The 14,661-nt window shown below is 65.0% G+C and carries 15 protein-coding genes; 7 read left to right on the top strand and 8 right to left on the bottom strand.

Annotated elements, in window-relative coordinates; translation table 11 throughout:
- The first annotated feature begins 45 nt into the window (after positions 1-45).
- The gene (locus LPW30_RS05295) at positions 46-579 is read left to right on the top strand and encodes a DUF2062 domain-containing protein (RefSeq protein ID WP_025281290.1); all 534 of its coding nucleotides are present in this window, start codon (positions 46-48) and stop codon (positions 577-579) included.
- A 99-nt stretch (positions 580-678) separates the two neighbouring features.
- Here the strand turns inward: LPW30_RS05295 and lolD are convergent, their stop codons facing one another.
- The 3 genes from lolD to sfsA all read right to left on the bottom strand — a co-directional run bounded on the left by lolD (position 679) and on the right by sfsA (position 3,576).
- On the bottom strand, positions 679-1,398 hold the full coding sequence (gene lolD, locus LPW30_RS05290; protein ID WP_239680259.1) for a lipoprotein-releasing ABC transporter ATP-binding protein LolD: 720 nt from the start codon (positions 1,396-1,398) through the stop codon (positions 679-681).
- Between the two features lie 11 nt (positions 1,399-1,409).
- A complete protein-coding gene (locus LPW30_RS05285; RefSeq protein ID WP_238625040.1) occupies positions 1,410-2,657 on the bottom strand; it encodes a lipoprotein-releasing ABC transporter permease subunit in 1,248 nt (415 codons plus the stop codon).
- Between the two features lie 211 nt (positions 2,658-2,868).
- The gene (sfsA, locus tag LPW30_RS05280; RefSeq protein ID WP_239680258.1) at positions 2,869-3,576 is read right to left on the bottom strand and encodes a DNA/RNA nuclease SfsA; all 708 of its coding nucleotides are present in this window, start codon (positions 3,574-3,576) and stop codon (positions 2,869-2,871) included.
- A 60-nt stretch (positions 3,577-3,636) separates the two neighbouring features.
- On the opposite strand from sfsA, the gene LPW30_RS05275 reads away from it, so the two are divergent.
- On the top strand, positions 3,637-3,945 hold the full coding sequence (locus tag LPW30_RS05275; RefSeq protein ID WP_084306754.1) for a hypothetical protein: 309 nt from the start codon (positions 3,637-3,639) through the stop codon (positions 3,943-3,945).
- A 23-nt stretch (positions 3,946-3,968) separates the two neighbouring features.
- Entirely contained in the window at positions 3,969-4,997 is a 1,029-nt protein-coding gene (locus LPW30_RS05270; RefSeq protein WP_239680257.1) for an agmatine deiminase family protein, read from the top strand.
- 16 nt (positions 4,998-5,013) lie between these two features.
- On the opposite strand, the gene mrcB is transcribed toward LPW30_RS05270, so the two are convergent.
- Positions 5,014-7,428 carry a penicillin-binding protein 1B gene (mrcB, locus tag LPW30_RS05265; RefSeq protein WP_239680256.1) on the bottom strand — a complete coding sequence of 805 codons (2,415 nt, stop codon included), beginning with the start codon at positions 7,426-7,428 and terminating at the stop codon, positions 5,014-5,016.
- An 86-nt stretch (positions 7,429-7,514) separates the two neighbouring features.
- On the opposite strand from mrcB, the gene LPW30_RS05260 reads away from it, so the two are divergent.
- The 3 genes from LPW30_RS05260 (at position 7,515) to LPW30_RS05250 (ending at position 10,201) form a co-directional block, all read left to right on the top strand.
- Entirely contained in the window at positions 7,515-9,119 is a 1,605-nt protein-coding gene (locus LPW30_RS05260; RefSeq protein WP_025281284.1) for a bifunctional aminoglycoside phosphotransferase/ATP-binding protein, read from the top strand.
- Between the two features lie 80 nt (positions 9,120-9,199).
- Positions 9,200-9,658: a C40 family peptidase gene (locus tag LPW30_RS05255; protein ID WP_238625037.1), complete on the top strand. Its 459-nt coding sequence runs from the start codon at positions 9,200-9,202 to the stop codon at positions 9,656-9,658.
- 54 nt (positions 9,659-9,712) lie between these two features.
- Positions 9,713-10,201 (top strand): DUF302 domain-containing protein, encoded by a 489-nt coding sequence (locus LPW30_RS05250; RefSeq protein WP_239680255.1) that lies wholly within the window; start codon positions 9,713-9,715, stop codon positions 10,199-10,201.
- A 49-nt stretch (positions 10,202-10,250) separates the two neighbouring features.
- On the opposite strand, the gene LPW30_RS05245 is transcribed toward LPW30_RS05250, so the two are convergent.
- Complete coding sequence (locus LPW30_RS05245; RefSeq protein WP_239680254.1) at positions 10,251-10,691, bottom strand: nuclear transport factor 2 family protein; 441 nt, start codon at positions 10,689-10,691, stop codon at positions 10,251-10,253.
- Positions 10,688-11,479: an SDR family NAD(P)-dependent oxidoreductase gene (locus LPW30_RS05240; protein ID WP_238625035.1), complete on the bottom strand. Its 792-nt coding sequence runs from the start codon at positions 11,477-11,479 to the stop codon at positions 10,688-10,690. Before LPW30_RS05240 ends, LPW30_RS05245 begins: the two co-directional genes overlap by 4 nt.
- Positions 11,480-11,545: 66 nt before the next feature.
- On the opposite strand from LPW30_RS05240, the gene LPW30_RS05235 reads away from it, so the two are divergent.
- Positions 11,546-12,496, top strand: a complete 951-nt coding sequence (locus LPW30_RS05235) for a MerR family transcriptional regulator (protein ID WP_239680253.1) — start codon at positions 11,546-11,548, stop codon at positions 12,494-12,496.
- On the opposite strand, the gene LPW30_RS05230 is transcribed toward LPW30_RS05235, so the two are convergent.
- Both LPW30_RS05230 and folE read right to left on the bottom strand, forming a co-directional pair.
- On the bottom strand, positions 12,484-13,935 hold the full coding sequence (locus tag LPW30_RS05230; protein WP_239680252.1) for a cryptochrome/photolyase family protein: 1,452 nt from the start codon (positions 13,933-13,935) through the stop codon (positions 12,484-12,486). The two genes, LPW30_RS05235 and LPW30_RS05230, sit on opposite strands and share 13 nt — an antisense overlap.
- 48 nt (positions 13,936-13,983) lie before the next feature.
- Positions 13,984-14,547, bottom strand: coding sequence for a GTP cyclohydrolase I FolE (gene folE / locus LPW30_RS05225; protein WP_238625057.1), 564 nt, complete (start codon positions 14,545-14,547; stop codon positions 13,984-13,986).
- Between the last annotated feature and the right edge of the window lie 114 nt (positions 14,548-14,661).

Here is a 14,661-nt window from a genome sequence, read left to right as displayed (position 1 = left end):
CCGCAACGCCGGCCGGGGGCCGCGACTCACGACTTCAAGCACTCCATGCCGAGAAAGCTCATCAAGAGCCTGTTCCCAAGTTACCACACGGTGCGGGATTTCGAGATCCTGAAGCTGTTCGGCGCCGTGCTCAACGACCCGAACCTGTGGCATCTGAACCGCAGATCGGTGGCGGGCGCCTTTGCGGTGGGCCTGTTCGTGGCCTTCTGGCCCATCCCCATGCAGATGCTGGTGGCCGCCGCGGTGGCCGTGATGGTGCGCGTGAACCTGCCCATCGCGGTGCTGCTGGTGTGGATCACGAACCCGCTCACCATGGCACCCATCTTTCTCACCGCATACACCATCGGTCGCTACCTGATGGGCGAGCCACCACGGGGGTTTTCCTTCGAGTTCAGCCTGTCGTGGTTCAGCGGAGAATTGCTGATGATCTGGCAGCCCCTGCTGCTGGGCAGTCTGCTGATGTCCACGGTGGCGGGGCTGGCCGGCTATGTGAGCATTCGGCTGCTATGGCGCCTGCACATCCTCAGACGCCTGGCGGACAAGCGCCGCCGCCTGCCGACCCTGCGTCGCCCCCGCTAACTCGCATGCATCACGGTGGTGAGGCACCCCAGATGATGAAAGATACATTACGAGCCCCTCTCCCCTCAGGGGAGAGGGGCTTCTATAGCTGAACCTTGCTCAGGCGGTCTCGGCGCTGTCTTCCCAGACCCGCAGATTGCCACCCTCCAGCACCATGATCCGGTCCATGCGCTGGGCCAGTTCCAGGTCGTGGGTGACGATGACGAAGGCGGTTCGCAATTGCTTGTTGAGTCGCAGCATGAGCTGGAGGATCTCCTCGGCCCGGCCACGATCCAGGTTGCCGGTGGGCTCGTCGGCCAGCACGGCCTTGGGATCGGTGATCAGGGCCCGGGCGATGGCAGCGCGCTGACGTTCCCCGCCGGAGAGTTCACCGGGCTTGTGGGCCATGCGATTGCTCAGGCCCACCCGTTCCAGCAGGGATCTGGCCTGATCCGCCGCGGCACTGGGGTTGGTGCCGCGGATCAGCAGAGGCATGGCCACGTTCTCCAGGGCCGTGAATTCAGGCAGCAGATGGTGGAACTGATAGATGAACCCCAGATGCTGATTGCGCACCTGCCCTCGCCAGGCGTCGGAGAGCCGGGCCATGTCCTGCCCCCAGACCTGCACGCTGCCCGCCGTGGGCAGGTCCAGGCCGCCCATCAGGTGCAGCAGGGTGCTCTTGCCGCTGCCGGAGGTGCCGACGATGGCCACCTTCTCGCCGGGTTGCACGTCCAGATCCACGCCGCGCAGGACCTCTACCGTGAGGCCGCCCTCGTCGAAGGTGCGCGACAGGCCCTGGCAACGTATCACCGGGCCGGAATCAAAATCGAAATCCACCATACGATCTCTCGTCACTCGTAGCGAAGGGCTTCTGCCGGTTGGGTGCGGGAGGCACGCCACGCCGGGTACAGGGTGGCCAGCACGGTCAGGGCGAAAGCCAGCGAGCCGATGCGGCCCACATCCTGGAGATTGAGTTCCGAAGGGAGGTCGGAGATGTAGTACACGTCCGGCGACAGGAACTGCTGCCCCAGGAGGGACTCGATGGCCGGGACGATGGTCTCCACATTGAGGGCCAGGGTGATGCCGCCGGCCACACCCAGCAGGGTGCCCACCACGCCGATCACGGTGCCCTGCACCATGAACACGGCCATCACGGAGCGTGGCGAGAGGCCCAGGGTGCGCAGGATGGCAATATCGGCCTGCTTGTCGATGACCACCATCACCAGGGTGGAGACGATATTGAAGGCGGCCACGGCCACGATCAGGGACAGGATGATGAACATGACGGTCTTTTCCGTCTGCACGGCACGGAAGAAGTTGGCGTGCTGGCGGGTCCAGTCGTTCACCCAGAAGCGACCGTCCAGTTCCGCCGCCACCTGGCGGGCGATGATGGGGGCGCGCATCATGTCGTCCAGCTTGAGGCGCAGGCCCGACACGGCATCGTCGGTCTGATAGATCTGCCGGGCATCGTCGAGATGGATGAAGGCGGTGCTGCGGTCGTATTCGAACATGCCCACCTCGAAGATGCCCACCACGTTCAGGCGCCGCATTCGGGGCAGCACGCCCACGGGGGTGACGGCGGCCTGGGGGGTGATGAGGGTGACCCGATCGCCCATCCCCACGCCCAGGGCCAGGGCCAGTTCCTTGCCCAGGACGACGCCAAAGCCGCGTGCCTGCAGGTCGTCCATGCTGCCGAAGATGATGTGTTCGCCCACCCGGGAGACGCGGGCCTCCAGGTCGGGGATGACACCGCGCACCATGGCGCCGCTGACCTGGCGGCCACTGGAGAACATGCCTTCGCCTTCCACGTAGGGGGCCACGCCCACCACCCGGTCGGCCCCTTCTGCCTGGGCCATGACGGCTTCCCAGTTGCGTAACTGGCCGCCGAATTCGGCGATGGTGGCATGGGAGGCCATGCCCAGGATGCGTTCGCGCAGTTCCTTCTCGAAGCCGTTCATCACGGAGAGCACGGTGATCAGTGCCGTCACGCCCAGGGCGATCCCCAGCATGGAGATCAGGGAGATGAAGGAAATGAAGTGGTTACGGCGCTTGGCGCGGGTGTAGCGCAGGCCGATGAAGATTTCCAGGGGTCGGAACATGGCGGGATTAAATCACAGGTTGGGTGGGATGGATACGGGGGTTCGGGGTTGACGCTTCCGGGTCGGGGACGTCGACCGCCCCTGAGGTGTCCGGGGGGCCGCCAGCGGGACGCCGTGAATACGTCCCTGTAGGCTCGGCCACCGCATCCATGCGGTGAACGCCCGCCCGCGGCCCCCCGGACACCTCAGGGGCTGCCTAAGTGCCAGACGATTATTCCAGATCCACCGGCAGGGTCCGATGCAGTGTGATATCCCGGGTCGACACCCGGGCACCCAGGGCCAGGATCTCGACGCCGGACTCGGCGGCGCGGCGCAGCCAGTGGCCGTAGTCGGGGTCGATCTCGTCGGCGGGGCGCACGCGGGTGACATCCTCACGCTGCACGCAGAAGACCAGGGCGGCCCGATGCCCCTCTTCCACCATGGCCATGAGTTCCTGCAGGTGGCGGGTGCCCCGGGTGGAGACGGCGTCGGGAAACAGGGCGACTCCGTTGTCCACGGCTGCAGTCACATTCTTCACTTCCACATAACAGGGTGTGTCGTCCAGGGTGAGCAAGAGATCGATGCGGCTGCGGTTTCGGCCGTAGCGCACTTCCCGGCGCAGCTCGGTGGGGTTGGCCAGTGTGGGCAGGTGGCCGCTGCGAATGGCCTCTTCCACCAGGGCATTGCTGCGACCGGTGTGGATGCCCACCAGGACGCCTTCCCGTGCCTGGACCAGTTCCCAGGTGTGGGGGCACTTGCGTTTGGGATCATCGCTGCGGCTGAGCCAGACCCGGGCGCCGGGTTCCATGCAGCCCATCATGGAGCCGGTGTTGGGACAATGAGCGGTGATTTCCTGGCCATCGTCGAGGGTGACGTCGGCCAGGAAGCGCTTGTAGCGTCTTTGCAGGGTGCCAGGAATGAGGGGGGCGGGCAGGATCATGTTTTCTCCCCGGGGGGCCGGTGATATATTGAGGTCATGTTTCTTTCGCTGGAGTCCATGATGTCCAGATTGTCCGCCTCATGCGCAAGCCTGGTGATTGCCTTGTGCCTGGCTCCTGCGGCGTCGGCGGATATCCTGATGCTGCCCAGCGGGCAACCCCAGGTGCTGGAAAAGCCCGAGCAGCCGGTGCGTGGCATGCACCAGCGCACGGTGGTGCAACGCTTCGGCGAGCCCCTCACCCGCCACCCGACGGTGGGCCAGCCGCCCATCACCCGCTGGGATTATGATGGCTTCTCGGTGGTGTTCGAGGGCCATCACGTCATTCATACCGTGGTGGATGCCGACCGCGTCGATCTGCCGCGACACTGACAGCTTCCCACTCGAGTCCCCCCATGAGACGAATCCTTCCCCCTGAGTGGGCGCCGCAGGATGGCGTGATGCTCACCTGGCCCCATGAGGATTCCGACTGGGCCCCCATTCTGCCCGAGGGAGAGGATGTGTTTGCACGCATCGCCCGGGAGGTGACCCGCCGGGAATCCCTTATCGTGGCCTGCCGGGACGAGGACCACGAGATTCACGTCTGTCGCGAGTTGGCCCAGTCCCAGGTGGACATGCGGCGGGTGACCACGGCCCTGGCACCAGGGAATGATACCTGGGCCCGGGACCATGGCCCACTGACCATCCTGGAAGACGACACCCCGGTCATGCTGGATTTCACCTTCAACGGCTGGGGGGGCAAGTATCCCGCCGACGCGGACAATCGCATCACCGCCCGTCTGCATGATCAGGGGGTCTTCGGCGAGCGTGCACTGCGACCGGTGGATTTTGTCCTGGAGGGAGGGTCCATCGAATCCGATGGCCTGGGGACGATACTGACCACCCGCTGCTGCCTGATGACACCCTCGCGCAATGCGGGTCTGGACGCCGCGGCTGTGGAGGCGATGCTCGAACGTGAACTGGGTGCACAACGGGTGCTGTGGCTGGAACATGGCCATCTGGAGGGGGACGACACCGACGGCCATGTGGATACCCTGGCCCGCCTGTGCAGCCCGGATACCATTGCCCATGTGGTGTGCGAAGACCCGGAGGACCCGCATCACGGCCCGTTGCTGGCCATGACCCGCGAGTTGGCGGCCCTGCGCACGCCCCAGGGGCACCCTTACCGTCTGATCCCCCTGCCCCTGCCGGCCCCCATCCACAACCAGGAGGGGCAGCGCCTGCCCGCCACGCATGCCAATTTCCTGATCATCAACGGGGCCGTGCTGGTACCCACCTACAACGACCCCAACGACGAGGTGGCACTGGAGGCGCTGGCGGGTGTGTTTCCGGAGCGGGAGGTTATCGGCATCGACTGCCGGGCGCTGATCCGCCAGTTCGGGAGTCTGCATTGTGTGACGATGCAGATTCCATCATCGCCTTAACAGTGAGCCCAAACCCTCACTGTCCCCCTCCAAACAACCACCGGGGTTGAGACGCCTCCTGCGGTGGCGTTTGCACCCCGCACTCCGAGCGCTGCATGGGTGCAGAGCCGTCGATGAAGGGCATCCACTGGGCGGTTTCGCAATCTTCCTCGGCCAGCAGGCCGGTTTCTGCGTCAATCAGACGCCAGGCCACCCCTTCCGGGACCGAGGGCATCAGGCCGCGGCGGGAGACGGCCTGCATCACATCACTCCACACCGGCAGCGCCCCGCTGGAACCCGTCAGCCCCATGGGCTGATTGTCATCCCGGCCCACCCAGACCACGGCCAGGGCGTCGCCGCTGTAGCCGGCGAACCAGGCATCCCGCATCTCCCCGGTGGTGCCGGTCTTGCCGGCCACGGCCAGCCCCTCGGGCAGACTGGATTGCAGCCTGCGGCCGGTGCCGCTGCGGGTGACCTCGTGCAGGGCCGCAGTCACCAGATAGACGGCCTTCTCGTCCGCCGCCTGGCGCAGCGACAGGGAGTAACGCTGCAGCAATTGCCCTTCACGGTCCATGACCTCGCGGATGGCACGCAGGGGCACGTGGTACCCCCCGGAGGCCAGGCCCTGATACAGGCCGGTGACCTCCAGCGGACTCATGTCCACGGCACCCAGCAACAGCGAAGGATAGGCGGGCAGGTCCTGCCTGATGCCCAGACGCCGGATCTGTTCCACCACCCGCCCCACGCCCAGGTCCATGCCCAGGCGGGTGGTGGCCACGTTGTAGGAGCGCACCAGGGATTCCTGAGCGGTCACCTGTCCATAAAATTCGCGACTGGCATTGCGCGGCGTCCAGGTGTCGCCATTATCCAGTTCCACGGTGAAGGCCTCGTCCTCCAGGAGTGTGGCCAGTGAATAGCGATGCGGATGGGACAGGGCCGCCAGGTAAACCATCGGCTTGATCACCGACCCCACGGGTCGGCGGGCCTGCAGCGCCCGGTTGAAACCAGCCTGGCGCACCTGGCGATCCCCCACCACGGCCAGCACTTCACCGTTGTCGGGGCGAGTCAAGACCACGGCGCCCTGCAGACTTCCCTCGGGCAGCCCCCGGCCCTGTTCCAGACGCGCCAGACGGCGCACCAGTGCCTGCTCCGTGGCCAATTGCTTGATGGGGTCCAGGGTGGTGAAGATCAGCAGGCCCTCTTCCTGAAGGTCCGCGTCCCGGTAATCCCGACGCAGCTGATCTCTGAGCAGTTGTACGAAGGCCGGGAACGGCGTCACTCCGGACGGCGGATTGGCGCTGACGTTCAGCGGGCGCTCCCGCGCTGCGCGAGCCTGATCGCTCTCCAGGTGGCCCTCCGACTTCAGCAGGGCCAGTACCAGATTGCGGCGTTCCATGGCCCGCTCGGGCCGGCGGCGTGGGTCATAGAAACTTGGGCCACGGATGATGCCCACCAGCAGAGCCATCTCGGCGGTGCCCAGTTCACTCAGCTGACGCTGAAAATAGAACTGACTGGCCATGCCCACCCCATGGATGGCCCGCATGCCGTCCTGCCCCAGAAAGACCTCATTGAGATAGGCCTCGAGGATCTCGTCCTTGTCGTAGCGCCACTCCAGCAACAGGGCCATGATGGCCTCGTTGAATTTGCGCCCCCAACTGCGATCATGGGTGAGGAAGTAGTTTTTCACCAACTGCTGGGTCAGGGTGCTGCCACCCTGTACGGTGCGCCCCGCCCGCAGGTTGGCCAGGGCCGCCCGGGCGATGCCCGCCGGGTCCACGCCCCGGTGTTCGTAGAACTTGCGGTCCTCCACCGTGAGCAGGGTGCGAATCAGTTCCTCGGGGACGTCGTCCAGTTGCACCAGCAGGCGATCCTCGCCGTGGCTGGGATAGATGTTGGCGATCAGCGCCGGTTCCAGGCGCAGCAGGGGTAGCGAGTTGCCTTGCTCCAGGTCCTCAAGCCCGCTCACGCGGCCATCACTGAAGGACACGCGCACGCTGCGCGCCGGCTCGTAGCCATCGGCAAAGGGAAATCCACGGGTATTGAGGACCAGGCTGTCACCCCGGCGGGCATAACGTCCGCCGCCCTCTTGCCCAGGATGGTAATGCAACAACTGCAGTTCCTGCTCCAGGGTCTCGCGGTCCAGATCCAGGCCCACATAGATCTCCAGCGGACGGGCGAACACCCGGGCCGGCAGTGACCAGCGTTTGCCCTCGAACTGGGAGCGAATCTGTTGATCCAGATGCAGGGTATAGCCCCCCAACCCCACCAGGGTCCCCAGCCCCAGCAGGGCAGTGAACGCCAGCGCGATGCCCAGCCGGGAACGGCGGCGACTGCGGCGCTTGCTGCGGGACGACCGGTTTCCCGATCGGCGCCGGGAAGTGGACTTGCCTTCCTTGCTGCTGTCCTTGCTGTCCTTCCTGGGCGCCGCGCGCCGGGTGGTTCGTTTTGCCATGGTCGTGGGATCGGGTAGGATTCTTGAGGTTCCACTACACTATACCCACTCAGGCCCCCTTGCGGTCGAAGCCCCATCACACAATCATGACCGATCAACAGACCCTACAGCGGCGACTGATCCGCACCCTTGAGCAGCCCGATGCGTATCCCCATCCCGTGGATGAGGTGGAACGCATCGAGACTCACATCTCCACGGTGCTGCTGGCCGGCGATTTCGCCTACAAGATCAAGAAACCTCTGGACCTGGGCTTTCTGAACTTCACGCAACTGGAGCGTCGTCGGTTCTATTGTGAAGAGGAACTGCGCCTGAACCGACGCCTCGCCCCCCGGATCTACGACGACCTGGTGGCCTTCTCCGGCAGCCCGGAGGCACCGGTATTCAATGGCCCGGATGCACCCTTCGAGTATGCCGTGCGCATGAAACGCTTCGACACCTCGCTGATGCTGGACCATCTGCAGTCCGAGGGCCACCTTTCCATCGAGCTCATGGAAAACATGGCCCGTCGGGTGGCCACCTTCCATGAACGGATCGCCGTGGCCCCGCCGGAGAGCGACTACGGGGAACCGGAGAAGGTCCTCCAACCCATGCAGCAGAACTTCGAGCAGATCCGCAAGCTGCTCAACGATACCGAGCGGCTGGCGCAACTGGAACGTGTGGAAACCTGGACCCTGGCGCGCTTTGAGGAACTCCGGCCTTTGCTGATGGAGCGCAAGCAGCGCGGCTTCATCCGCGAATGCCATGGGGACATGCATCTGGGCAACATGGCCATGGTGGATGATGAGCCCACGCTGTTCGACGGGATCGAGTTCAACCCCTTCATGCGCTGGATCGACATCGTCAGCGAAGTGGCCTTCCTCACCATGGACCTCAAGGATCGAGGCGCCCCGGCCCATGCCAATCGTTTTCTGAATATCTGGCTGGAACACACGGGAGACTACCGGGGCATGCGCCTCCTGGATTTTTATCAGGCCTACCGAGCCATGGTGCGGGCCAAGGTGGCAGTGATCCGGCTGGGGCAGAACGAACTACCTGAGGGCGATCGGGAGAGGCTTACCGGGGAATGCCACGCCTACCTGGACCTGGCAGAGGGTTTCACAAAACCCCGTGGCAAGGCCCTGTTTATCAATCATGGCTTTTCCGGCAGTGGCAAGACCACCATGAGTCAGCCGCTGATGGAAGCGGTTGATGCCATCCGTGTGCGCTCTGATGTGGAACGCAAGCGCATGTCCGGCATCCGTCCCACCGAGCGGCGCAGCAACGGGACGAACCAGGGCCTGTATTCACCGGACCTGACGGAACGAACCTATGGGCGACTGAGTGAGCTGGCCGTGGAGGTGCTGGAGGCCGGCTATCCGGTGATCGTGGATGCCACCTTCCTCAAGACGGCCCAGCGGGCGCGCTTTGCCGAGCTGGCCCGAACCCGTGGAATGCCCTTCCGGGTACTGGACTACCGGGCCGACCCAGAACAGTTACGGACCCATATTGCCGAGCGCGCCCGCGCCGGAGATGATGCCTCCGATGCCGACATGAGCGTGGTCAACCATCAACTGGACAGCCACGAGCCGCTGCTGCCCGCCGAACCGGTGATCACCATCGACACCACTGCCCCGCTCCCGCTTCAGCAGGTGCAGGAAGCCCTGGCACCGACCGCAAACGACGCGGGCGGGCCCGCCGGTCCGGGCAGATGACCCTGCGGGCCACAGGGCGCGGCCGGATCTCCGTCAGCAGGGCCCGCTCCCTCCAGGGAGCGATCGTCCTGACACTCGGCATGGCCCTGATGGCCTGTGGCGCGACGCCGGAGCGCCCGGAGGCTTCACTGGCGCCCAGCCACTCCGAGTCGCTGTCCGAACAACGTGCAGGGGTGGTGTTCTCCGCGCTCAACCAGGTGGGCACCCCCTACCAGTATGGTGGCCAATCCCCCCGCGAGGGCTTCGATTGCAGCGGTCTGGTCTGGTACACCCATCGACACATCGGCCTTTCCGTGCCCCGCACCGCCCGCGAGCAAAGTGGCCAGATCCAGAGGGTATCGCCGCGCTCACTGGAGCCCGGTGACCTGCTGTTCTTCCGCACCAAGGGCTCAGGCCCAAGCCATGTGAGCATCTACATCGGCGACGGTCAGTTCGTCCACGCCCCCTCCAGCGGACGCCCGGTGAGCACGGAGCGCCTGGATAACCCCTACTGGAGCCGCCGCTTCCTGCATGCCGGTCATTACTATGAGCACGAATGAACTGACCGAAGTTGCAAGTCAAACCGATCTGATCCGATCAAGGAGCCGACCACCATGCCACGCCCCCTCATTGTCCTGGCCACCCTCATGGCCCTCATCCTCGCCGCCCCCATTCACGCCGCGGAACCGCATCGGGACACCGAGCACATGCGCGTCTACAGTATCGAAGGGGATTTCGAATGGTATCGGGAGGCCCTGGAGATGGCCATCGTCGACCGAGGCATCGTCATCAACAATGTGGCCCATATCGGTGCCATGCTCGCGCGTACGGGGGCGGATGTGGGGGGAGAAGCCCTGTTCAAGCACGCCCAGGCCCTGGAATTCTGCAGTGCCGGGCTGTCGCGGCAGATGATGGAGACCGACCCCCACAACATCGTCTTCTGTCCCTACGTGGTGGCCGTGTATGAGACCGTGGACGAACCCGGCGTGATCCACCTGGGTTATCGGCGACCGGCGCTGCTGGAGGACGCGGACGCCCGCCAGGCCCTGCAGGCCGTGGAAGATCTGCTCGATGAGATCGTGCGCGAGGCCCTGACGTTCTGACCTGACGCTCCAGGATGCAGCCACCGGCCCCGCCGGAGGCGGGGCCGGTTCAGGCCGTGATACGGCGCTTCACGAACCGGATGGCTGCCGACAGGACAGGGATCTGTTCATAAAGATATTCGGCCGCATCCCAGTAATCCACATGACTGATGGCGAGACCGGAATCATTGAAGAGCACCCGACTCATGCCATCCACATCCAGACGCATGCCGCTCACGCCGTTGTCTTCCCGGTCGGTGAAACGCCAGTGAAAATAGGCGGTGTTGTCTTTCACCGCCCAGGCGTGGATGTAAAAGCGCGGCTCCGGACAGTTGCGGAACATGTGGCGGAACACCATCTCGATCCCGTCCAGCCCGCTCACGTCGTTGAAGGGATCCTTGAAACGGGCGTCGGGCGTGAAGACCTCGCCCAGCCGATCCAGATCCGTTTCCTTGAGATGAGTGAAGAAACCGGCATAGCGGCGTGCCGAGGCCTCCATGACATCCTTCATGTTTTCACCATCCTCCCGGTGAGTCGCAGGAATACAGCATAGGGTAGCAGGCGCAGGGTCTTCATGATGATGGCAAAGGGCCTGGGGAAGCTGATCTCGAACCCCTTGCGGTCCAGCCCCTTCATGATGGCATCCACCGCTGCGTCGGTCTCGATGAGAAACGGCATCTTGAACTGGTTCTTGTCGGTCATGGGCGTTTTCACGAAACCGGGATTGATCAGCCTCAGGCTCACCCCCTTTTGTGCCAGCTCCGGGTGCAGGGACTCGGCCAGATTGATCACTGCCGCCTTGGAGGCGGAATACGGGGCAGCCCGAGGCAGGCCCCGGTATCCGGCCAGACTGGCGGTGACCAGGATCTGGCCACGGCCGCGCTGGATCATGGGCGGCATGATCGCAGCCAGCCCATTCACCACGCCCAGGTAATTGATGTCCGCGATGCGTTTGAACAGGGCGGGATCGAACTCCTCCAGCCCCATGGGCTGGTAGTCCCCCTGATTGAGGATGGCCATATCCACCGGCCCCGCATGGGCCTCGATCTCCTCCACCAGGGTCTTGAGCCCGGCATCGTCGGTGACATCTCCGGGAAAGGCCTGGATGCGCCCGGGCCCGGAGGCCTCGGCGGCCAGCGCCTCCAGCTTGTCCCGACTACGGGAGGTGACCGCCACACACCAGCCAGCGGCGGCCAGGCGCAAGGCCAGGGCACGGCCGATGCCGGTACTGGCCCCCACCAGCCACACGACCCCGGCAGTGTTCGTGGCCGCACCGTTCATTTGCGTCTGCTCTGCCATGACCCGATACCCTCCCGCCTCGCTCGAGGCTACACAAAAATTATACAACGGTTGTACAATCACGACATGACGCCGACACCCCCAGCCAAGGTCTCGCCGCCCGAGACTGACGGGCTGTTCCCCATCCGCACGGTCACCTCCATGACCGGAGTGCACCCGGTCACCCTGCGTGCCTGGGAACGGCGTCACGGGCTGATCCGTCCGCAACGCACACCCAAGGGACATCGACTCTACAGCACCGGCGACATTGATCGCATCCGCCAGGTGCTCGAACTGCTGGATCAGGGCATTTCCATCGGCCAGGTGGGTAAGCTGCTGGATGCCCCCGACCCATCAACGCCCACGCAAGGCACCCCGGGCCATGGCCCCTCCTCTGCCTGGGCCGACTATCAGGCACGACTGACGGCTGCAGCCCTGCAATTCGACAGCCACGCCCTGGAGCGGGTTTACGCCGACGCCATGTCGATCTTCCCGGTGCAACAGGTCATCCCCCAGTTGCTCTGGCCCGCCCATACGGCGCTGCGGGATCGGGTCGGGGATACGCCTCTGTCAGCCGCCGCCCGGGCCTTCTTCCAGGGCTGGGCCCGCTACACCCTGGCGTCCCGATTTCGTCACGAACTGAGTCATGCCCAGGGGCCGGTCCTGGTCCTTGCGCCCTTCCCGGAGCAGGGCGAAGCCCTGGACCTGGACATGCTGGCCCTGCTGGCCGCCACCCAGGGCCTGCGGGTGCTGTGGCTGGCCGGCCCCGTCACCCTGGACACCCTGGAGGCCACCATGAATCAGGTTCCGGCCCGGGGCCTGATCCTGGCAGGAGAGGACCGTCTGTCCCGCGACCTGCTCACCCGGGGACTGCCGTCCTGGTCGGGCAGGATCAACAGCCCGGTGCTGGCCGCCGGCCCCAGCGCCCATCAACACCGCCGTGCCCTGACGGGGGCCGGCCTGATTCCCCTGGAGCGCGACCCCTGGCAGGCCACGCGTCAACTGGAAGCCCATCTGCGCTCGGCTCACGCGGATTGACGCAGGGTCTCCCAGGCCGCCAGGGCCTCGCGGCGACTGACCGCCAGATCCACGATGGGTCGCGGATAATCCCGTCCAGGTCGGACGCCAGCGCCACGCAACACGGATTCCGGGGCCTGCCAGGGCTTGTGCAGGTACTTGTCCGGCAGATTCTTGAGTTCCGGCACCCAGCGACGCACGTAGTCGCCTTTGGGGTCAAACCGCTCTCCCTGGAGCACCGGGTTGAACACGCGAAAATAGGGGGCAGCATCCGCCCCGCAGCCGGCCGTCCATTGCCAGCCCAGGGTGTTGCTGGCCAGGTCCGCGTCCACCAGGGTATCCCAGAACCAGCGGGCGCCTTCGCGCCAGTGGATGAGCAGATTCTTGGTGAGCAGCGAGGCGGTGATCATGCGAACCCGATTGTGCATCCAGCCGGTGGTCCATAACTCGCGCATCCCGGCATCCACGATGGGCAGGCCGGTACGGCCCTGTTGCCAGGCCTGCAGGGCGTCGTCATCTTGAGGTGGCCAGGGGAAATCCTCGAAACGGGTGTCCAGGGGATTCAAGGGCGTGTGGGGGAAGTGAAACAGCAGATGATGCCCGAACTCGCGCCAGCCCACCTCACCGAGAAAGGCCTTCACCGAGGCATCTGCTCCCCGGTGCCGACCCTGAGCCACCGCCCGCTGACAGGCGTGAACCACCTGCCGGGGGCTGATCTCCCCAAAGTGCAGATGCGGTGAAAGGCGGGACGTACCGACCCGATCAGGCAGGTTACGGGCTTCCCCATAATCGGCCAGGGCGTGATCCAGGAAACCCTCCAGGGCCGTGTGAGCCCCCTCCTCCCCCGGCGTCCAGGCCTCGGCCAGTCCCGCATCCCACGAAATGGTGGGCAACAGCCCCAGGCTTTCCAGGGCCTCGCCGCGGCAGTCTTCCGACGCCGACATCAGCCGCCCGGGCCGGGGCTGCAGACTGACTTCCAGGGCCCCCTGGGCCTGACAGGCTTTCCAGTAGGGAGTGAACACCCGGTAGGGGTCGCCCGAGCGGTTCTGCACCGCCCATGGCTCCAGGAGCAGTGCCCCATTGAAACTGCGCGCCTGCACACCCTGCGCCTGCAGGGCCTGCTTGATGCGGGTGTCCCGGTGGATGATGTCCGGCTCATAGAGCCGATTCCAGTGCACATGAGACGCGCCGGTCTCGCGGATCAGATCCTGGAGGGTTTCCAGGCTGGGGCCGGTGCGAATCACCAGTGGTGCCCCGAGTTCGGCCAGATCCTGGCCCAGTCGAGCCAGGCCATGATGCAGCCACCAGCGCGACGCCCCACCCGGCGCCCAGCCCCCTTCCTCCTCCGGGGCATGGATGTACACGGGCACGATACGCTCGGCCGAGTCCAGGGCCGCCATGAGCGCGGGGTTATCCGCCAGGCGCAGATCCCGCCTGAACCAGATCAGTGCAGTGGTCATAGCCCTCACCCCTTGTGGCCGAATACCCGAGGCAAACCCGAAACCTCCTCAATGGCTGCGGCGGATCAGTTCCAGGAACTCCGAGCGGGTGCGGGCGTCGTCCCGGAAATTACCCAGCATCACCGAGGTGAGCATGGCGGAATTCTGCTTTTCCACCCCACGCATCATCATGCACATGTGCCTGGCCTCGGCCACCACGCCCACGCCCCGCGCGCCGGTGACGTCCATCACTGCCTGGGCGATCTCCCGGGTCAGGCTCTCCTGGATCTGCAGGCGCCGGGCGAACATGTCCACGATGCGGGCAATCTTTGACAGGCCGATCACCTTGCCATCGGGGATATAGGCCACATGGCACTTGCCGATGATGGGCAGCAAATGATGCTCGCAGAGCGAATACAGTTCGATGTCCTTGACCAGCACCATTTCATCGCTGTCGGAGGCGAACAGCGCCCCGTTCACCAATTCTTCAAGGGACTGATGATAGCCACTGGTGAGGTATTGCATGGCCTTGGCGGCCCTGAGTGGCGTGCCCTGGAGCCCCTCGCGACCCGGGTCCTCCCCCAGCCCTTCGAGCATCAGCCGATAGTGTTCGGCAAGTTCATCAGCCGACATGGGCTCATGAGCCTCCACCGGCTCCTTGCCCCCGGCAATCTTCGTGACCGTCTTTGTCATGGCCTTTTCTCCGTGCAGGTGACAGCATGTATGTTGGACCGTTCCATCCTCTCA

This window comes from Ectothiorhodospira variabilis, from assembly GCF_022227625.1.
Lineage (GTDB): Bacteria > Pseudomonadota > Gammaproteobacteria > Ectothiorhodospirales > Ectothiorhodospiraceae > Ectothiorhodospira > Ectothiorhodospira haloalkaliphila.
This window is presented reverse-complemented; position numbering and strand designations above follow the sequence as displayed.